The organism is Streptomyces stelliscabiei (genome assembly GCF_014873495.1).
GTDB classification, from domain to species: domain Bacteria; phylum Actinomycetota; class Actinomycetes; order Streptomycetales; family Streptomycetaceae; genus Streptomyces; species Streptomyces bottropensis.
The window spans coordinates 9,984,087-10,003,262 of sequence record NZ_JADBGF010000001.1 but is presented as its reverse complement, the minus strand read 5'-3'; the positions used below and the strand labels follow the sequence as shown (position 1 = coordinate 10,003,262).

The window sequence follows — 19,176 nt, the reverse complement described above, 5'->3', positions numbered from 1 at the left end:
CTGTACCCGGCGAACGTGGGTATGGCGATCGTCCGTGACGACTACTCACCGCACCTGACGACGAAGCTCTGCCGTCGGGTCGCGACCCGGGCGCCGGCGAACCACGCGGAGATCGTCCGCAATCAGACCAACAGCTCCCGACTCAACCGCAGGGCAGCCTGATCCGCCACTACATCATCTGGCGGAACATGCACCCTGCCGACGAACGCCTCGGGGAGATCCCGCACTGGGCAGACGTCGTCTGATGCGCCAGCGCTAACTGGTGAAGATGAAGTACTTCCAGGCGCCGTACGTCGTGGTGTTGACGTTGTCGCCGGAGGCGGTGTCGTGGTACTCCGAGCGGAACCGGAAGCGGACCTTCGTGGTCGGGGTGCCCGTGAGCGTGACCTCGGAGACGCCGGTCGTACCGAGCGGGAAGAACTCTGAGCCGCGTCGGCGCCCGGCACCGCCGCGAACAGCGTGCCCGAGTCGGCCGACAGTTCCAGACCGTTCGCGCCGGGTAGCGAAGGCACGGTTCTGATGGTCCTGCCGTCGTAGTCGGTGACGACGATCTGGCCGCCGCGCGGGTTGCTGACGACGGCCCGCTGGTGGACGGAGTCCACCACGATGTCGCCTACCGACGTGACGGGCGGTTCGGCGTCGGGCGCCGCGGGCGTGGCCGGTCGTGGGACGACGAGTCCGGCCGGGGGGTCTGGGCCTCGCCCGAGGTACCGGGCGAGGTCTGGGCGCCTTTCTCGGCCGTGCGCACCCCGGACCCCGACTCGTCCGCGTCCCGGGAATCCGGCGAGGCCGCGCCCTTCACCTGGGCGGAAGCCGACCAGGACGGCTGCTCCTACCGCGCGTCGCGGGTGCACCGCCCCGACGACCCGGCGACCGGCTGGGACAGCGACGAGGACGAGGTGTTCGCGCTGACCGACGTCCACATCTCCAGGACACATATAAAGTCCGGCCGGATTACCAGGGAAGCCGGATTCCGGCCCAGGCGTCGACGGCGCACTGTCCGTCGGCGTTGTTTCCTGTGGACACGACTGTGCCACCCGCCCGCAGGCCAAGGGTGTGCGTCGAACCGGCTGCCACGGCGATGATGTCGCGCCAATCGCCGACTTCGCACTGTCCGTAGCTGTTGTCTCCCGCGGCGACGGCTCGCCCGGACTCAGTCACCCCGACGGTGTGGTGGCTGCCCGCGTCGAGCGCCACCACCTCTTCCCACCGATCGACCTCGCACGCTCCGGATGTCCGGTCTCCGGTCGCCACTGCGCGCCCGTCGGCCCTGAGGCCGACGGTGTGGGCATACCCGGCCGCGATGGCGGCGAGGTCACGCCACCCTTCGACGGCACACTGACGTCGTCGATCGTTGCCCGCGGCCAGTGCGGAACCGTCCGCCCGAACTCCGACCGAGTGCCAGTCGCCGCACGAGAGGCCGACCATCTCGCGCCAGGACCGCACGTCGCACTGCCCTTCTGAGTTCCGGCCGACGGCCAGCACGCGGCCGTTCCCGAGCAGCCCGAGGGTGCGGCGCCAGCCGGCGGCCACGGCCGCGACTCCGCTCCATCCGGTGACCTCACATTGCCCATCGCCGTTCCACCCCGTCGCCAGCACCGTGCCGTCCGACCGGAGTCCCACCGTATGGGACTTGCCCGTGTTCGTCGCCGTATGGACGTTGCCGGCTGCCACGGCGACGACATCCTCCCAGCGCTCGACGCGACATTCATCGGCTGCGGTATGGCCCACGGCGAGAACGGTTCCGTCCCTGCGCCGTCCCACCGAATGACGCCTTCCGGCCGCCAGCGCCGACCAATTGGCGAGCATGCTGACTCCTCGTCCTTACGCTGGGGCGGGTCCGCGCCATGATTCCACACTGCGATCGCGGCTGACCGGGCGTCTTCGCTGGTGAACTCACATGCGTAGAGGAGTGCTTCCTCGGCCATGATGCGCTGGTAGCGCTCCGCCTTCCCGTGGTGTCGAGGTGTGGATGGCTTGGTCCTCTGATGCCGGGCGCCTTGCCCGACGATGCGGGCGAAGTCGCCGGAGCGGTAGCAAGTGCCATGGTCGGTGACGACCTGGTGGATGTGTTCTCTGCCGTGGGCGGCCAGCCAGACCTTCCCCCCGGGCAAGGAAGCCAGCAGCAGTCGCGCCCTTCTCGTCGCCCAGCGGTTCTGTGTAGGCGAGCCGGGAGAACCCGTCGACGACGGAGTGCAGGTAGACGTAGCCGCGCTTCGCCCCGCCGACTTCGCCCGACTGGCGACCTCGGCCTGATCGCTGTTTCGGCTGTGCGTGGCCCGGCACCCGCCGCCATCAAGGATCCCGCCGACCTTCTTCACCTCCCGGTGCACCATGCGTCAGGGCCGGCGGGCGGTGATCTTTCCCCGGCTTCCGGCTGTTCTCGCCGCCTGTGTCGTTGAAGCGGCGTGGGCCGAGGCCCAGCCGGGTCGGTCAGGTGTTCGACTGACAGTCCGCCGATCGATCACAGACCGATGCTCACAGGTTCGTGGGTGATCCGTTGCCCGGACCACTCGTGCTCGCGGCGCCAGGAATCGCTCTGCTCGATGAGCCATGCTGGTGCCCCGTTCGGATTGGCGACGTGGGCGATGGGGCGTGTCTGACACCGCTGCACGAGCCGCCTACGGCCCTCGACGCCCAGGGGCCGCATCGCGTGGGGCACTCGACGTCCTCTCGAAGTCGGACGGCGGCAGGCGCGACACTCGTCGTGTGCGCCTGCCACGTTGTGGACTTTCAGTCCTGCGGTGCGACGCGGATACGGTTCCCGTCGGGATCAGCTGCGAGGAAGGTCAGCCCGAACCCCTCATCATGAGGCTCGTGCAGGATCGTGACGCCCTTGGACTGCCACTGCTTGAAGATCGCGTCGATCTCGTCGGGCCCACCGTCGACGGCCACGCACACCTCACTGGTACGCGGGACGTCCGGTGACAGATCCTCGAACTGGCCAGCCCACAGAGCGAGGTCAGCGCCCGGCCCGAGGTCGAAGGTGATGTATCCCGAAGTCTCGAACGACGGCCTCATGTCGAGGAGGTCGCCGTAGAAACGCGCTGCGGCGGGAGCGTCGTTCACGTAGACGATGGACACGACGGATGTGGTCATGGTTGCTCCCTCTCACGGGTCGTAGGTACACATCCACCAGCCTGATCGGAATCTGCGCCGCATCGTGTCGCAATTCCTGAAAAACTTGGGGTGTGACGCCAGACCGCTTCTTCACCCTGATGCTGCTCCTCGAATCGCGGGATGCCGTGACCACACAGGAACTTGCCTCGGCCCTCGGGGTGTCCCTTCGAACCATCACCCGGGACCTGAACTGGCTCCGCGACGCCGGTCTGCCGGTGACCGCACAACGGGGCCGCCTCGGCGGCGTGACCATGCTGCCCGGGTCCGGGCTCGACCTCACGCGGCTCACGCCGGGCGAGCGTGATCATCTCTCGCTCACCGGGCTGGACGAGAAGCAACGTGCGGAGCTCAACGCATCGGTCGAAAGCCGGCGGGCGCTCTCCAAGATCGTCGCAACACAGGCACGTCGAGGTCATGAACTCCTGCCGCTCACCGACGTCGTGCACGCGGACAGCCGTCCCTGGCTCCAGACACGAGCTTCGGGCACGACTCCGGCTTCGCTGATCGGCTCGGTGCGGCGAGGTCGCCGACTACGGATCGAATACGACAGCCCCCGCGAGTCATGCCCACGCGGCCTGGTCGTGGATCCCTACGGGCTGTTCGCCAAGGCCGGCACCTGGTATCTCGTCGCCGACCGTGCCCAAGTGCCACGGATGTACCGACTCGAACGGATCACGACGTGGAAGGAAGTCGACCAGCCACGACGGATTCGCGCGAACCAGACGCTGGCCACCGTCGCTGCAGCGCTCGTTGATCAGTGGGAACACAGCCATGCGATCGAGGTCAGCGCCACCGTCGACCACACCCAGATCGAGCGAGCGCGACGAATCTTTGGACAACGACTCGTCCGCGACGACCATGAGGCATCCGCCACCGGCCACAAGGTGACGATCCGCTTCCTGCAACTGGAGGACCTCCGAGCACTACTGCCGTTCGGGAGCACCATCACTGTGCACGGCCCCACCGAAGCCAGGGCTCACCTCCGTGACCTCGCCACCAGCCTTGCCCACCACTATGCGCCGTCACCCACGTCCTGACCCGCAACAGCTAGGTGACGGCAAGGACTTGTGTGATCTCTGCGGGCAACTCGCCGGCGATGACGTCCTGGTTGTACTGGGGCGGGATCCGCAGCTCCGGCTCGCCCTCATGCTCGACGCGACGGTGGTTTCCGGGTCCGTCCAGGCTCCGGGGCTCGGCCTTCCCGCCCGGGTCCACCAGTTCGGCCGAGGGGCTCGGACAGAGTGTGCGACTGCTTTCACGGATGTCGACGACCACGACACCTTCCCGGCGGAACCGTCGGCTCGCGGATGACCCGCGGCTCCGTGCGCCGACCCGTCCCGGCCGTCCCGGTGGCACGTGCCGGACGTCGTTGTTGTCGGCCTGGCGGGCCGCTGCCCGCCTCTGACGACACCGCGCGAGAGAACCGGCGCCACCGCACCACCCAATGTGCACCACCCGGAGCGATTCAGGCCCCCTGGGTTCGTCCGGACGCACGATCACGGGCTGTCTTCAGCGGCGCCCCCGCCATCGGCCGACATCGGGGTTGATGCCGGTGGGACTGTCCGGAAGGGTGCTGGCGACGAGAGCGCCGGCGACAACGGCATCGGCCCCGTCTCCGCCGTCGACGCGCACTCCCTAGTCGGTGACTCGGCGGAATGCCCGCTCCAGCACGTCAATGACCTGCTGCCGGGTGAGCCCCTCAAGTTCGTCGACGAAGTCTGCGGCGCGGTCGTTGTCGAACGGGCCGGTTCCCCACGTTCCCATGCATGGCTCCTGATACGGCTGTCTCGGACGAAGGCATGCTTCCATGCGCCCCTGACATCGGTCACGGGGCGAGGAGGGCCCGCTTGGCGAGCGGTGCGAAGTCGGCGCGTGCGCACATCTGGCGCTTGAGCTTCCTGTTCCGGTCGAGGCCGGCCGGCGCGGACGAGATCCACCTCGGCCGAGAGCCGACCGCAACCGCTCCGTCCACCTGCCGCACCGCCGCGGACAGCGATCACATCGAGTGCCCCTCCTGGCGTCCACGAGGAGCGCGCGGAGGGCTTTGGCGGTGACCGGGCGGGGGTTGGTGTAGGGGTGGGCCAGGGCCTGGGCGACGGCCCCGCCCAAGTCCCCGTCGTCAAGGCCGAGTTCGGCAAGCGAGCGCGGGGCGCCGAGTTCGGCTTGATGCTCGCGCCAGGTGCTTCGGTACGCATCCGTGGCCAGGGCGCGACGGAGGGCCTGTTCGGCGGCCGGCGCCGTGGGGAGGTTGAAGGCGGTCACGTACGGCACCAGGACGGTGTGGAGGGCGGCGTGGGGCAAGCAGAGGTGCCGCCCAGGACGTGGCACAGCTTGTGGTGCAGCGACAGGGTCGTGGCGTCCAGACAGGCCCCGCACAGCCAGGCGCCACGCAGAGCATCGGTGCGGGCTCACAGGCCGCCGGGGTTCACGGCGATGATCGGGGTCGTAGACCACGCTGCGGGGCAGCACGGCCGGGTCCCGGCCCGTGCGTTTGCGGGAAGGAACTATCGCCTGAGCCACCGACCACGAGGACTCCATACGAGCAGATCGCGCACCGATGAGTTTCCCGCCCCGCGCCGGTCTCCACGTGTGAGACCGACTTACGGAAGGCTGGCGCCATGCGGAAACTGATCTACGGCATGAACGTGACCCTGGACGGCTACATCGCCGCACCCGGCGACGACATCGGCTGGAGCGTGCCGAGCGATGAGCTGTTCCAGTTCTGGTCCGACCAGTTGCAGGCGACCGACGTCACGCTGTACGGGCGCAAGCTGTGGCAGACGATGAGCTCCTACTGGCCGACCGGCGACCAGCAGCCCCACGCCACCCCGGCGGAGGCCGAGTTCGCGCGCCGCTGGCGGGACATGTCGAAGGTGGTGTTCTCCTCGACGATCGACAAGGTCGACTGGAACAGCCGCCTGGTCACCGGCGACGCGGTCGCCGAGATCACCCGGCTCAAGGCCGAGGACGGCGGCCCGATGGACATCGGCGGCGCGACGCTCGCCGGAGCGGCCATGCGGGCCGGACTGATCGACGAGTACGTGCTGGCCACCGCGCCGGTCCTGGCGGGCGGCGGCACACCGTTCTTCACCGCGCTGGACGGTTGGGTGAACCTGAATTTGGTGGAGACGCGGACGCTTCCCGGCGGCGTGCTCCTGACCAGGTACGAGACGAGGCGCTGAGCGCCCGTCCGCATACGGCAGCACGCCAGACGATGGCCACCGCCCCGCCCGCCCGGCTGCTGTCGGGCGCGGCCGGGCGATGTCCAGCACGTCACGCAACATCGCCCGGCCTTGCTCGGGCAGGTCCTCCAGGACGGACGTCCTGCAGGACGGACAGTCCTTCAGTCACGTGCGTACGGGCCAGGGCACCGCGCTCACCGCCGGAGGTCGAGCACGTTGGCCGGGCCGACGCCGTCGGAGTCGTCGCGGCCCGAGGCGAGGAATGCCTAGGCAACCAACTCGGAGGTCCCCGGGGCATGACCGGAACGGGGGCCGTCCTTCCGACCCCCGTGGCGAAGAGCGGCGGCCGGCCCCTTTCCCGGTGGTCGTCTGGTCAGTACAGCTTGTTGACGGCCGTGGTCGTGGTCGTCTTGAAAGCGGTCACCGGCGCGTTCACGAAGTCGCCCATCTGTCCCCACTGGACGACGGTGACGGTCCTGCCGTCCCGTCCGACCGACAGCAGGGCTACGTCGTTGGCGCCCCAGGACGTCTCGGTGTTGAGGCCACGGACGTGGGCGCCCTCCTCGACCGGCAGCGTGCCGTAGTCCCGGCCCTCGGCGTCGATGTCGGGCGAGGAGGCCTCGAGTCGGTCGGCGCAGGTGCGGATCAGGTCGTCGTAGTGCTTCGCCAGGGCCTTGGCCTGGGCGGCCGTGCCCGTCACGACGGTCAGCTGCACGGCACTGGCGTCCACATCGGTTCGGAAGGTGCGGTGGCGGTAGTCGTAGTCGAGCACGCCCTCCGTGCTCACGCAGAGGCCGAGTGCCTCCGGGAACCCCTCGGTGACCGGCCCGGCGGTCCAGGATGACGTCGGGTGCGGCGGCAGCTGGGACGCCGACAGGAACTTGGGCGCGGCCGCCTTCGGTGCGGCGCCCGCGACAGGTGCGGTCAGGACCGTGCCCGCCGCGACAGCGGCGACGGTCAGTGCGGTCAGAGCGCTCGTGCGAATGCGCATGGACATGGGTGTTCCCCCGTGGATGTGAGTGCGTGGACGTGGATGCCGCGGCGAGGCCGGCTGGTCAGCCCGGGCCTGGTCGGTGCGGCATCCACAGCATCAACGGTCGCAGCAGCCGCGCGCAACCACCCACGGCCGATCCGGCGGGATGGGACCATCCCATCCCGCCTGACCTGCGGATACATGGAGTGCCTGGGATACCGTGCCCTGGCCGGGCGAGGTCGTACGTCGTACGTCGTACGCGGAGAAGGCAACCCTGTCGGTATAAGCCGACGGCCACAGGGCCCATCGTGGAGAACGCGCCGCCCTCGTGGATGCGCAGCCGCCACCTTGCCGCGGTGGAGGACAACCGAGGAGTCGAGGATGTGGCCGGTGCCGGGTACGAGGCGGAACAGGCTTCGTGCTCCTCCGTGCCGTGGTGTCCGCTGTCCACCATCCCGCGCCGCCGTCGTCCGCCGTCGGTGACGCGTGGCTGGAAGTGCTTCAGATACGTGGCTTGTCGTTGGCGTTACCGCCGGACTGCCTTTGACATACCGTGGCCCGCGTGTCAGAGCCGCCGATGCCGCCCGCCGCGCCTCGCATTCCCCCGCAGCCCGCGGATGAATGGGATGAATCCGTGCGGGAGACGTTGTCCGCCGACATCGGATCACTGGGCCTCGGCGTGTCTTCGCTCGGTGAGGCACACGTGTTTACGACGCTTGCTCGTCATCCGAAGCTGTTCGCCGCCTGGCTTCCCTTCAGCAGCCAGTTGCTGCTTGCGGGGGAGCTACCCTTCGCCGACCGCGAGTTGGTCATTCTTCGAGTGGCGCGCAACTGCGATTCGCCCTACGAGTGGGGCCAGCACGTGAGAATCGCGGCGAAGGCGGGGTTGTCATCGGAGGACATGGCTCGGGTGGCTGTGGGGCCCGACGCGCCGGGTTGGACGGAACGGCAGTCGTTGCTGCTGCGGGCCACGGACGAGTTGCACTCCGACGCCCGGATCGGTCAGTCGACGTGGGCAGGGCTGACCCGTCACCTGACGGAGCAACAGTTGATCGAACTCCCCATGCTGGTGGGCCACTACCATCTGCTGGCCTTCACCCTGAACTCCCTGCGGGTACTGCCGGAACCCGGGCTGCCCCCCATGAGCTGACAGAACGTCTTGGGCAGCAGCCGGGCGAGTCTTCCCTGCCCCGGTAGTCCCGGAGATCGAAGAAGGGTCGGGATCGGCTGGCGCGTCCGCCGCCGGAGGGTGTGTGGGAATCCGCGAAAGGGCCCGCCGATAGTCCGTGGGCCCCTCACCGCGCTCGCGTACAGAGACGCCAGGGCTGTGGCGGCTGGGCCGGGTAGGGCCGGGGGTGCTTTTATGACGAGCAGTGGTCGGTGCTGGCGCCGCTGTTGCCGGTAGCGGGGGTGGGGCGGCCGCCGGTTTTGGCGGCGGAAGCTGATCGACGGTATCCGCCGACGAGTGCGGACCGCAGAAGCACCACCTACACCCGGACGGCAAGGCCCGGCCTACCGCCAACCCCCGCCACCGCCACCGCCACCGCCACCGCCGGATTTGACGAACTACCGGTGGTGGTTCTTCAGGTTGGGGCGGGGAGTGGGACGACAGGACTCTGGACAGGACGTCCGAGTGCGTAAAGGATCGTGCTCATGACACCCGAGGATGCCATTGTCGCCACTGCCGACCGGATCGCGGTGCTGCTGGAGGCGGGGGCCGACCCGCAGACGCCGTTGCCGGGCGCGGAGTGGACGGTGGGCGAGGCGGCGGCGCACCTCGCGCTGGCGGGGAAGCTGATGGCGGACATCGGGGCGGGCCAGCACCATACCTACGGCGATGGGACGCCGAGCGGCCTCGCGGCGGCCAACCGTGCGGCGCTGGCAGTCTTCCCGGAGCGGGATCCGGCCATCCTCGGCGCGGAGATCGCGGACAGGGCGCGGGCTTTCGTTGCGGCCGCTGCCGACTGCAGTTCGCGGGAGACGATGCTGACGCCCATGGGGCCGATGGATAGGGCCACCCTGGGCTCGTACCTGCTCACGCACCTGCTCGGGCACGGCTACGACATCGCGGTCGCGCTGCGCGGGCCGCACATGGTCAACCGGGAAGTGGTCGCGTTCACGCTGCCCTTCATACGACTGGCCATGCCCCGTGTAGTGAACTCCGGCGCGGTCGGCCATCATGCGTGCTACCTGTTGCGAATCGGCAGCGACCGCTTCGCCGTCACCTTCGCGGACGGCGTGCCCACGGTCACCGACACCCCGCCCCGGCGCCCCGATTGCACGATCGCCATCGACCCCGTCGCCTTCCTCCTCCTCGCCCTGGGCCGCTGGACCACCCCCACCGTCATGGCCCGCGCCAAGGTCCTCGTCTGGGGCCGCAAACCGTGGCTGGGCCTGCGCTTCCCGATGTTCTTCACAGCGCCGTAGAGAGCGAGCAGATTGCCACTGAGCGACCTCTCCGACTCGTCCTCGCGCAAGAACGTGCCTTGCTGCTTCGGTAGGTTCTTTCCCGGGGGGCACCAGCCAGCTGATCGCGCCAAGGACGAGGTGCCAGTCCTGGACCACTCGCGGACACGGTAGCAATGCTCAGGACTTGTGGATCGGCTCCCCCGGAGCGCGCGAAGGGCGTACCTTCCCGGGTGATTGATCGACCAGTCACCGAGTAGGCCCGCGTTCGCAGCGCGGGTTGGGAAGGCACGCCCGTGCTCACCGCAGTGAACGCCGGCGGCTCGACCGAGACCGGCTCTCTGATCGACGAGATCGTCCGCGAAGGCGCCCGGCGGATGCTCGCCGCCGCCCTGGAGGCCGAAGTCAATCAGTACATATCCGAGTTGGCTGCGGAGACCGACGAGCGTGGCCGCCGCCTGGTGGTCCGCAACGGCCGCCACCGGTCCGGCCGCGGTGGCCACCGCGGCCGGACCGGTCGAGGTCACCGCGCCCCGAGTCAACGACCGGCGCGTGGACGAGGCCACCGGCGAGCGGATGCGGTTCTCCTCGAAGATCCTTGCGCCGTGGTGCCGCAAGTCGCCCAAGGTCAGCGAGGTGCTGCCGCTGCTCTACCTGCACGGGCTGTCCAGCGGCGACTTTGTGCCCGCGCTCGAGCAGTTCCTCGGCTCGTCGGCCGGGCTGTCGCCGGCCACCGTGACCCGGCTGACCAAGCAGTGGAGCGACGACCACGCCGCCTTCCAGGAGACCTCGCGGACAGCGACTTCGTCCACGTGTGGGCCGACGGGGTGCACCCCAAGGTCCGCCTCGGCCAGGCCCACTCCTGCGTCCTGGTCCTGCTCGGAGTGCGCCTGGATGGCACCAAGGAGCTGATCGCCCTGGCCGAGGGGCTGCGAGAGTCCACTGAGTCGTGGGCCGACCTGCTGCGCGACTGCCGCCGCCGCGGCATGCACGACCCCGAGCTCGTCGTCGTCGACGGCGCGATGGGCCTGTGGAAGGCCCTGTCCGAGGTGTTCCCCGCCGCCCGGCATCAGCGCTGCTGTGTCCACAAGGCTCGAAATGTCACGAACGCCCTGCCGAAGTCGGCACAGCCGGGCGCGACGAAGGCAATGCAGGAGATCTACAACGCCGAGGACCGCGGCCACGCCGAGAAGGCGATCGATACATTCGCGAAGACCTACGGCGCCAAGTTCCCCAAAGCCGTCGCGAAGATCGCCGACGACCAGGAGGAACTGCTGGCCTTCTACGACTTCCCGGCCGAGCACTGGATCCACTTGCGGACCACGAATCCCATCGAGTCGACCTTCTCCACCGTCAAGCTCCGCACCGAGGTCACCCGCGGCGCCGGCAGCCCGGCCGCCGCGCTCGCCATGGTGTTCAAGCTCGTCGAGTCCGCCCAGGCCCGCTGGCGCGCGATCACCGGAGCCCACCTCGTCGCCCTCGTCCGCGCGGGAGCGAGGTTCGAGAACGGCGTCTTGGTCGAGCGGCGGGACCAAGCCGCATGCGCCCCTACGACGCCCCACAGGAAGAGCCGGCCGAGCCCCTACGTTTCGCTGCCTACCTTCGCGAGTTCGTGCAGGTCACCGGCGCTGAAGAGACGGTTCTGGTCACGAAGGTCCTCACCGATCCAGACCAGGCCATGGCCCAGTCTGCTGTGCTGCGGCACCTGGACCGCAGGGCCGCCGCCCTCCGCCTCGGCCCCGTCTTCGAACCGTGGGCCGAGCGTGCCTTCCCGGATAATCGCGTGATGGTCACCGAGTAGGCCCGCGTCGCAGCGCCTCCAGCCCGTCGAGGATGGCCTGGAGGCCGATCTGGAAAGTGTTGTCGGGCGCCGCGCCGTAGTCGGCGCTGTGGGTGTCCAGGCGGGCGCGCAGCCGAGGGAATTGTGCGGCGATCTCGCGAGCCTCGGCCTGGGCGTCGCCGATGGCCTGTTCGGCGTCACCGCTACCTTCGCGCCGCAGTTTGCGGGTGAGCGAGGCTGTCGCGGCTGTGCCGAGGGCGTTGCCGAGGACGAAGGTGAAAACGGCGGCCGCGGCCTGGTCGGCTGCGGGGCCAGCGAATCCCGCGGTTTCGTAGATGGCGAGGAGGTGGTCGTCGTGGCGGGCCTTGCCGGGGCCGAACATGAGGAGGGAGCCAAAGGCCTGCAGCAGCCACGGGTGGCGGGTGAGCATCGCGTACAGGTCACTGGCCATGATGGTGGCCGCCGTGCGCCAGCCGACCTCGTCGGGGCAGGGCAGCGCGATTTCGTGCCACAGTTGGTCGCCGGCGAGGGCGATGAGGTTGTCCTTGCTGCCCACGTGCCAGTAGACCGCAGTGGCCGCCGAGCCCAGCCGCTGGCCCAGAGCACGCATGTTCAGACCCTCCAGCCCTTCAGCGTCCAGCAGGGTGATGGCGGCGATGAGGATCTGTTCGCGGGTCAGTGTGTTGCGGGGCATGGATTCACGATAGCCCTCGACTTGCACGCTGTTCAAGAAACTCCTTGCACAGTGTTCAAGTCGTTCGCTAGCCTCCACTTGAACACAGTGCAAGTCGCCGCGACGCCCGGATGGGCAGCTCGGTGCCGAGCGCGAACCACACCGATCGAGGGGGAATCGAGATGTCACACGATGCGCTGGCGGAGCTCATCGAGGAGAAGGCCAAGGAGCTCGGCATCCCGGGTGCGGCGGTGGGAGTCCTGGTGGACGGACGGGAGTTGACCGTCTGCCACGGCGTGACGAGCATCGACAACCCGCTGCCCGTCGACCGGGACACGCTGTTCGTGCTGGGCTCGGTCACCAAGACCTACACGGCGACCGCGATCATGCGCCTGGTCGAGCAGGGGCGGGTCGAGCTGGAGGCGCCGGTGCGCCGCTACGTTCCCGAACTCCGGCTCCCCGATGAGTGCGCGGCCGCGCAGATCACCATCCTGAACCTGCTCAACCACACCGCCGGGCTGGACACCCGGATGGTCTTCGACAGCGGAGACGGAGACGACGCGCTGGCCCGCGAGGTGACCCACATGGCTGAGGTGGCGCTGATCGGCCCAGTCGGCGGCCGCGCCTCCTACAGCCAGCTCGGCTACAACCTGCTCGGCCGGGTCGTCGAGAACGTCACCGGTGAGACCTACGAGGCCGCTGTCGCCTCACTCGTCCTGGAACAGGCCGGCATGACCGACAGCGTCTTCACCGCCGGACAGGCCATCACCCGCCGGTTCGCCGTGGGTCACAACCTCAGCGAAGGGGCGCTCAAGGTCGCCCGGACGTGGAAGGACACGCGCGGCAACAACCCGGGCGGCGGCCTGGTGTCCTCGGTCTCCGACCAGTTGCGCTGGGCCCGGTTCCACCTCGGCGGCCGTGACCTGGCGCGGCGCATGCAGGAGCCGACGGTGGAACTGCACGGCTCCACGCTCGGCGACGCCATCGGCCTCGGCTGGTTCCTGCGCGACGTGGACGGCGTGCGCACCGTCGGGCACGGCGGATCGACCAACGGCCAGTTCGCCAACCTGCTACTGGTTCCGGAGCGGGACTTCGCCGTCGTCGCAGCGTCCAACGCCGGGCCCGACAACGGGCTGGAGTTCAACCAGGCCGTGCTCCGCTGGGCGCTCGAACACTACCTCGGCGTGGTCGAGCGGGACCCCGAGCCGCTCCCGTACGACCCGCAGCGAGCCCATGAGATCACCGGGCACTACGCGAACGAATTCATGACGCTGATCATCGACACCGACGGTGACACGATGACGGTTGAATGCCGGATCAAGCCGGAGATCCGCGCGGCGGCCGACCGGGAACTGCCGGCGGACCTGCCGCCAGCCGGCCTCGGCCTGCTACCCGGTTGCGGCGACGAGTACATCGTCACCGGTGGCGGCCTGATCGGCCAGCGCGGTTTCCTCACCCGCGACGCCAACGGCGCCATCATCGGGGCCGACATGGCCGGACGGTTCTTCAACCGGGTCCCGACACCCGCCGAGTGAAACCTGGGAACCCCCGGAGAGCACCGCAGGTGAGGCCGGTGACAGCCTCGCCCAGGTCCACAACATTTGACAATTACTCCTCGCGGACACGGTTCTGGACCACTCGCGGACGCGGCCGTGGACGCTGTCATGGACGGTCGAAGGAACTCATCAGCTGCCCCGAAGACCGACCGCCAGCGTCAGTTCAAGGACCCGGTGCGGCGACCCCAGATCGGGAAACAGCTCCCGCAGCTGCGACATCCGGTACCGGACGGTCTGGGGATGGACGAACAGCGCCGCCGCCACCTCGTCCCGTCTGCCCTGGTGCAGCAGCCACGCCCGCAACGTCTCCTCCAGCCGCCGCGCGGTCGCGTCAGGCAGGGTCCGCAACGGTGCGAGGGCTCGGGCCCGCAGGTCCGCGAACGCCTCCATGTCGGCGCTCAGCACCAGCTCGGGCAGGTGGTCCTCGGTGTCGCGGATGTCGGAGGAGAGGGAGCGCGCGCGTACCGCTCGTTCGTACGAGGCGGACGCACGGGTCCATGGCCGGGCCGGGCCGACCACGGCGGTGCGGTCGGCCAGCTGCCTCAGGAGATGTGATCGGTCGGCATCGGGGACGAGCAGTACGCCCAAGGCGTCCGGCAGATCGTCGAGGACGAGGGTGCTCGGGTCGAGCGCGCGGTAGGCAGGCCGGGCCTGGGCGGCGGGCAGCAGGACCGCGGTCAGCGAAACCGGAGGCTGCCAGCCGGCCCGTTGAACAGAGGCCAGCAGCACGTCCGGGCTCGCGCCGGCGAGGAGGTCGCGGACCAGTTGTTCCAGGTGGCGCTCATGAACCCGGCCCCGGGCGGCCAGCTCGTCGGCATGGCCCGCGGCGCTCGCGGCGGAGAGCTCATCGATGTAGGCGAAGGTCAACTCGGCGAACTTGGCGACCTCGGCGGCGGGCAGACCTGCGGGTACGGCACCGGCGGCCAGGCATCGCCAGGCCACGCGGGCACCGACACGGTAGGCGCTGAGCAGGGCGTCCATCGAACGGCCGTCGCGCACCTCGCCGCGGCCCAGCTCGTAGGCCGCGTCACCGGCGTCGCCGCCCGTGGCGTTCCCGCTCGCCACGTCCAGGTAGTGGCCCAGGGCCGTGCGGACGGCTCGGCGGATCGTGCCGCCCATACGGCCCGACAGGGCGTTGGCGTAGGGAGGGACCTCGTCGATGATCGCCTGGACGACCTCGTCGGCGGTGGTTCTCAGCGCGGCCCGAAGCGCGGTGACCGTCGTCTCATCCAGGGCCGGCTCGGTGGCCCTCCGGATTACATGGCTCATTTTTTGTTCCCTGCGAACAAATCGACCGACCAGATTCACGTCCTGCGGTCAGGACTTTACGCCCTGAGGCACAGCAAGCTGGAGTCATGACGAGTACAGCCCTCCGCACCAGGGCGTGGAAAATGCTGGAGATGGTCACGACGCCGCTGCTGCCGTCGGACTACCTCGACCTGGTCAGCCCGCTGCGCGCGGGCGCCGACCTGCGTGGGCGCATCGAGGCCGTGCACCCCGAGACGGATGACGCCGCGACCGTCGTGATCAGGCCGGGACGAGGCTGGCGCGGGCACACGGCCGGTCAGTACGTACGGATCGGGGTCGACGTCGACGGGGTGCGCCTGTGGCGTGCCTACTCCGTCACCTCGCCGACAAGCCGCCAGGACGGCCGCGTCACGATCACCGTGAAGGCGATTCCCGACGGCAAGGTCAGCAATTACCTGGTCCGCAGGGCGAAGCCGGGCACGCTGATCCAGCTCGACCAGGCCACCGGTGACTTCGTGCTGCCGCTGGCCAAGCCGGCCAAGGTGCTCTACCTGACGGCCGGCAGCGGCATCACGCCCGTGATGGGCATGCTGCGCGACACCGAGTTCGACGACGTCGTCATGGTCCATTCCGCGCCACAGCCGCAGGACGTGATCTTCCGCAACGATCTGCACGGCCTGGTCGCGGACAAGAAGCTGCGTCTCATCGAGGTGCACACCGACACGGACGGCATGCTCGACATCGCCCGACTCGACGAACTCGTGCCCGACTGGGCCGAGCGCGAGACCTGGGCCTGCGGGCCCGCGGGCCTGCTCGACGCCGCCGAAGAGCACTGGACCGAGCACGGCGTCCAAGAGCGCCTGCACACCGAACGCTTCCGCCCCGGCATCGTGGTCGCCGTCGACGGTGGCGGTGGTGAGGTCACGTTCAGCACCACCGGCAAGACCGTCGACGCGGACGGCGCCACGCCGTTGCTGAACGTCGGCGAAGAGGCCGGCGTGCTCATGCCGTCCGGGTGCCGTATGGGCATCTGCTTCGGCTGTGTCACGCCGCTCAAGGCGGGCGCCGTCCGCGACCTGCGCACCGGCGAGATCACCGAGGCCGAGCCGGGCGTTCTCATCCAGACCTGTGTGTCCGCCGCGGCGGGCCCCTGCGACATCGAACGGTAGGAGCACCTTGACCGCCATCGACCCCACCGCCCACCTGACCGCGGAGCAGATCGAGGAGCTCGGCCGCGAACTGGACGCGATCCGCGACGAGGTGATCGCCGACCGCGGCGAGAAGGACGCTGCCTACATTCGCAAGGTCATCTCGGCGCAGCGCAAGCTCGAACTGGTCAGCAGGGGTGTACTGCTGTTCTCGATCTTCCCGCCCGCATGGCTGATCGGCACCGCCGGTCTGTCCGTGGCGAAGATCATGGACAACATGGAGATCGGCCACAACATCCTGCACGGCCAGTGGGACTGGATGCGGGACCCCAAGATCCACTCCACCACCTGGGAATGGGATCACGTCTCGCCGGCCGAACAGTGGAAGCACTCGCACAACGAGCTGCACCACACGTACACCAACGTGATCGGCAAGGACAACGACCTCGGCTACGGCATCATGCGCGTGGACGAGGACCAGAAGTGGTACCCGTTCCACCTCGGCCAGCCGCTGTGGAACTTCATCAACGCCTGCTTCTTCGAGTACGGCATCGCCGCGTACGACCTGGAGCTCGGCAAGAACCTGCACAAGCGCCGCCGCAAGAACCCGGAGTTCCGCGCGCGGGCCAGGGCCGTGGGCCGCAAGATCCGCAAGCAGGTGCTCAAGGACTACGTGATCCACCCGCTGCTGTCGGGCCCGTCGTTCCTCACCACGCTCGCCGCCACGTTCACCGCGAACCTGGTCCGCAACATCTGGACCCACTCGGTGATCATGTGCGGGCACTTCCCCGAGGGCGTGCAGGTCTTCGAGCGCCGGTCGATCAAGGGCGAGACGCGCGGCCAGTGGTACCTGCGCCAGATGATGGGCTCGGCGAACATCAGCGGCAGCAAGGCCATGCATTTCATGACCGGCAACTTGTCGCACCAGATCGAGCACCACCTGTTCCCGGACCTGCCGAGCAACCGGTACGCCGAGGTCGCGGTGAAGGTGCGCGCGCTGTTCGAGAAGTACGAGCTGGAGTACGTCAGCGGACCGCTGCCCAAGCAGGTGTTCTCCGCGTGGCACAAGGTCTTCCGGCTCTCCCTGCCGAACAAGAAGCCCAAGCTCCAGGCGCCGGATCGCGAGCAGGAGCTCGTCGCGGCCTGATTCCCGGTATGGGTTCGGAACCTTCGGCCGTGCCGACGGCATCACCTTCGTCTCGGTGAGATCTGATGGCAGGGCCCGAGTACGTGTCCGATCTGGCCACCCAGGCATGTGCGACCACCCATGCCACCTTGTCCGCGCGGCCGATAAGGCACCTGTCATCGGAGCTGCCTGGCGACCGGAGCCAAGCGAGGATCCAGGGAATCGAGGCCGGCGACCGCCGTCACCGCTCTGCACCGGCTGGGACCCCAACCGGTGTAGAGGCTGGCAGCAGATGTCTTGGACAGCTGGCCTCTGCCGGCCTGTTGGCTCGCCTCCAGGAGCGGCAGCTGACGACGCGTTAGTTTGGGGGCACCCCAAAGCAGAGGAGAGCCCCGTGGGCACTGTGGTCATGTACAGCTCGGTGTCGGTGGACGGCTTCGTCGCGGACGAGAATGACCAGCCCGGACCGCTGTTCGACTGGTTGTCCAGCGGTGACGTCCCGTTGGACGAGAGCGGCGAGCTGAAGGTGTCGCAGGCGTCCTTCGACTACACCCGGCCGTACTGGGACCAGATCGGGGTGACCGTCGTCGGCCGCCACGTCTTCGACCTGACGGACGGCTGGGCCGGGAAGCCTCCGGGCGGGATCGACCACGTGGTCGTCGTGACGCACCGGCCGGAACCCGAGGGCTGGGACCCCGAGGCGCCGTTTCACTTCGTCGACGGCGTCGAGGCAGCCATGGCGAAGGCGCAAGGGCTTGCGGGCGACCGCACGGTCGAGGTCGCCGCTGGCGACGTCGGTGGCCAGGTGCTGGCCGCGGGTCTGGTCGACGAGGTGCGCATGGACGTCGTACCCGTGGTGTTCGGGTCCGGCAAGCGCTACTTCGGGTCGGTCCACGCGCAGCACCTGTTGGAAGATCCTGACGTGGTGATTCAGGGCAACCGGGTGCTTCATCTGCGTTATCAGGTACGCCGTTGACCGATCAGAGCGCGTACGCGGAGAAGCCCACCGCGAACGGCGACACGCGAATGGACGAGGTCAAGTTCGGCGGCGTGCGCGAATTCTGCCTTGTTGCCTGCCGAAGGCACCTTTGCCCATGCACCGGTGAGAGCGATCCGGGATGGCACATCCGAATCCCGACTGGCACCTACGGAATTCTCCGTCGCCCCAGATGATCACGGTGCGTCATTGTCCGCCACCTCCTCGGAATCGTCGGACACCGCCTCCAGGAGTGCGACCGGCCGCCGCACCACGAGGTGCTGGACCTTGTACGACATCTCCTTGACATGAGGAGCCGGTGGAGGGTGGTAACGGCCTGCGCACACCGACAGATTGACGATGAGGTACGCGTGCCAGGAGCGTCCCACACCTCGGCGGTCGGCGAACACCCGACTGCCGTTCACCCACCAGATCACGGACCTCTGACCGAACTCGACGCGAAGATCGACCCATGCGCCCGGGCCGATGGCGGGGTCGCGGTAGTAGAGGTTGGCGCCGCGAACATGGTTGGTCAGCTCCAGGAGGTCGGCGTTGTCGGGGTGGTACTCGAAGACATCGATCTCCTGGTCGCCGTCCCGCCAGGTCCAGATGGCCGGCCACGCGCCCAGCTCGTGCGGCAACCTGACCCGTGCCTCCAGCACATCCCCCGCGCGGACGGTGAAGCCCTCCTCGCTCCCCTCCGTGGTGAGCAGGCCGGTGGTCCACCGGCCGTCCCTGCGGCGGGTGGCACGGAAGGTACCCGAACGGCTGTAGGCCGGGTCCGCCGTCAGGTGATCCAGCTTGTTGTCACCGGGGTTGATCGGTCCGCCGTTCGGATATGCCCACGAACGTCCCGCCACCCATTGACGGGTGGACGTGAAATCCGCCGTGAAGACGACCTCAGCGCCAGTCAAGATCGCCTCTGTCGACGGTGTTCCGTCGTTTCCAGAATTCTCCATGCATGGATGCTGCTCCGCATCTGACTTCG

General features: G+C 68.7%; 17 protein-coding genes and 2 pseudogenes. 10 read left to right on the top strand and 9 right to left on the bottom strand.

Annotation, left to right across the window (positions count from 1 at the left end):
* The first annotated feature begins 15 nt into the window (after positions 1 to 15).
* Positions 16 to 162: a hypothetical protein gene (locus H4687_RS43680; RefSeq protein ID WP_159026090.1), complete on the top strand. Its 147-nt coding sequence runs from the start codon at positions 16 to 18 to the stop codon at positions 160 to 162.
* Positions 163 to 954: 792 nt separating this feature from the next.
* On the opposite strand, the gene H4687_RS43675 is transcribed toward H4687_RS43680, so the two are convergent.
* Both H4687_RS43675 and H4687_RS43670 read right to left on the bottom strand, forming a co-directional pair.
* Positions 955 to 1,809, bottom strand: a complete 855-nt coding sequence (locus H4687_RS43675) for an RCC1 domain-containing protein (protein ID WP_046913870.1) — start codon at positions 1,807 to 1,809, stop codon at positions 955 to 957.
* A gap of 924 nt (positions 1,810 to 2,733) precedes the next feature.
* Entirely contained in the window at positions 2,734 to 3,099 is a 366-nt protein-coding gene (locus H4687_RS43670; protein WP_046913871.1) for a VOC family protein, read from the bottom strand.
* Positions 3,100 to 3,191: 92 nt separating this feature from the next.
* On the opposite strand from H4687_RS43670, the gene H4687_RS43665 reads away from it, so the two are divergent.
* Positions 3,192 to 4,157, top strand: a complete 966-nt coding sequence (locus tag H4687_RS43665; RefSeq protein WP_046913872.1) for a helix-turn-helix transcriptional regulator — start codon at positions 3,192 to 3,194, stop codon at positions 4,155 to 4,157.
* 10 nt (positions 4,158 to 4,167) lie between these two features.
* Here the strand turns inward: H4687_RS43665 and H4687_RS43660 are convergent, their stop codons facing one another.
* From H4687_RS43660 to H4687_RS43650, 3 genes and pseudogenes are all read right to left on the bottom strand, one after another.
* A complete protein-coding gene (locus tag H4687_RS43660) occupies positions 4,168 to 4,395 on the bottom strand; it encodes a hypothetical protein (RefSeq protein ID WP_046913873.1) in 228 nt (75 codons plus the stop codon).
* A gap of 360 nt (positions 4,396 to 4,755) precedes the next feature.
* Positions 4,756 to 4,884: a DUF4259 domain-containing protein gene (locus tag H4687_RS43655; RefSeq protein WP_159026091.1), complete on the bottom strand. Its 129-nt coding sequence runs from the start codon at positions 4,882 to 4,884 to the stop codon at positions 4,756 to 4,758.
* Between the two features lie 315 nt (positions 4,885 to 5,199).
* A pseudogene (locus H4687_RS43650) lies at positions 5,200 to 5,658 on the bottom strand (hypothetical protein); the annotation flags it as partial.
* An 80-nt stretch (positions 5,659 to 5,738) separates the two neighbouring features.
* Here H4687_RS43650 and H4687_RS43645 point away from each other — a divergent pair.
* On the top strand, positions 5,739 to 6,302 hold the full coding sequence (locus H4687_RS43645; RefSeq protein ID WP_046919534.1) for a dihydrofolate reductase family protein: 564 nt from the start codon (positions 5,739 to 5,741) through the stop codon (positions 6,300 to 6,302).
* Positions 6,303 to 6,675: 373 nt separating this feature from the next.
* Here the strand turns inward: H4687_RS43645 and H4687_RS43640 are convergent, their stop codons facing one another.
* Positions 6,676 to 7,299, bottom strand: coding sequence for a hypothetical protein (locus tag H4687_RS43640; RefSeq protein WP_046919535.1), 624 nt, complete (start codon positions 7,297 to 7,299; stop codon positions 6,676 to 6,678).
* Positions 7,300 to 7,837: 538 nt separating this feature from the next.
* On the opposite strand from H4687_RS43640, the gene H4687_RS43635 reads away from it, so the two are divergent.
* The 3 genes and pseudogenes from H4687_RS43635 to H4687_RS43625 all read left to right on the top strand — a co-directional run.
* Positions 7,838 to 8,425, top strand: a complete 588-nt coding sequence (locus tag H4687_RS43635) for a carboxymuconolactone decarboxylase family protein (RefSeq protein ID WP_159026269.1) — start codon at positions 7,838 to 7,840, stop codon at positions 8,423 to 8,425.
* 503 nt (positions 8,426 to 8,928) lie between these two features.
* Positions 8,929 to 9,702, top strand: coding sequence for a maleylpyruvate isomerase family mycothiol-dependent enzyme (locus H4687_RS43630; RefSeq protein ID WP_050398575.1), 774 nt, complete (start codon positions 8,929 to 8,931; stop codon positions 9,700 to 9,702).
* A 275-nt stretch (positions 9,703 to 9,977) separates the two neighbouring features.
* Positions 9,978 to 11,207: pseudogene (locus tag H4687_RS43625) on the top strand (IS256 family transposase); the annotation flags it as partial.
* A 264-nt stretch (positions 11,208 to 11,471) separates the two neighbouring features.
* On the opposite strand, the gene H4687_RS43620 reads toward H4687_RS43625, so the two are convergent.
* A complete protein-coding gene (locus tag H4687_RS43620) occupies positions 11,472 to 12,155 on the bottom strand; it encodes a TetR/AcrR family transcriptional regulator (RefSeq protein WP_046914819.1) in 684 nt (227 codons plus the stop codon).
* A 161-nt stretch (positions 12,156 to 12,316) separates the two neighbouring features.
* Here H4687_RS43620 and H4687_RS43615 point away from each other — a divergent pair, with 161 nt between their 5' ends.
* Entirely contained in the window at positions 12,317 to 13,669 is a 1,353-nt protein-coding gene (locus H4687_RS43615) for a serine hydrolase domain-containing protein (RefSeq protein ID WP_046914803.1), read from the top strand.
* A 150-nt stretch (positions 13,670 to 13,819) separates the two neighbouring features.
* Here the strand turns inward: H4687_RS43615 and H4687_RS43610 are convergent, their stop codons facing one another.
* Positions 13,820 to 14,959 carry a PucR family transcriptional regulator gene (locus tag H4687_RS43610; protein WP_046914804.1) on the bottom strand — a complete coding sequence of 380 codons (1,140 nt, stop codon included), beginning with the start codon at positions 14,957 to 14,959 and terminating at the stop codon, positions 13,820 to 13,822.
* A gap of 86 nt (positions 14,960 to 15,045) precedes the next feature.
* On the opposite strand from H4687_RS43610, the gene H4687_RS43605 reads away from it, so the two are divergent.
* The 3 genes from H4687_RS43605 to H4687_RS43595 all read left to right on the top strand — a co-directional run bounded on the left by H4687_RS43605 (position 15,046) and on the right by H4687_RS43595 (position 18,188).
* Positions 15,046 to 16,107 (top strand): ferredoxin reductase, encoded by a 1,062-nt coding sequence (locus H4687_RS43605; RefSeq protein ID WP_046914805.1) that lies wholly within the window; start codon positions 15,046 to 15,048, stop codon positions 16,105 to 16,107.
* Between the two features lie 7 nt (positions 16,108 to 16,114).
* Positions 16,115 to 17,233 (top strand): fatty acid desaturase family protein, encoded by a 1,119-nt coding sequence (locus tag H4687_RS43600; RefSeq protein ID WP_046914806.1) that lies wholly within the window; start codon positions 16,115 to 16,117, stop codon positions 17,231 to 17,233.
* A gap of 373 nt (positions 17,234 to 17,606) precedes the next feature.
* Complete coding sequence (locus tag H4687_RS43595) at positions 17,607 to 18,188, top strand: dihydrofolate reductase family protein (RefSeq protein ID WP_046914807.1); 582 nt, start codon at positions 17,607 to 17,609, stop codon at positions 18,186 to 18,188.
* 197 nt (positions 18,189 to 18,385) lie between these two features.
* Here H4687_RS43595 and H4687_RS43590 read toward each other — a convergent pair whose 3' ends face one another.
* On the bottom strand, positions 18,386 to 19,147 hold the full coding sequence (locus tag H4687_RS43590) for a LamG domain-containing protein (protein WP_192781786.1): 762 nt from the start codon (positions 19,145 to 19,147) through the stop codon (positions 18,386 to 18,388).
* Between the last annotated feature and the right edge of the window lie 29 nt (positions 19,148 to 19,176).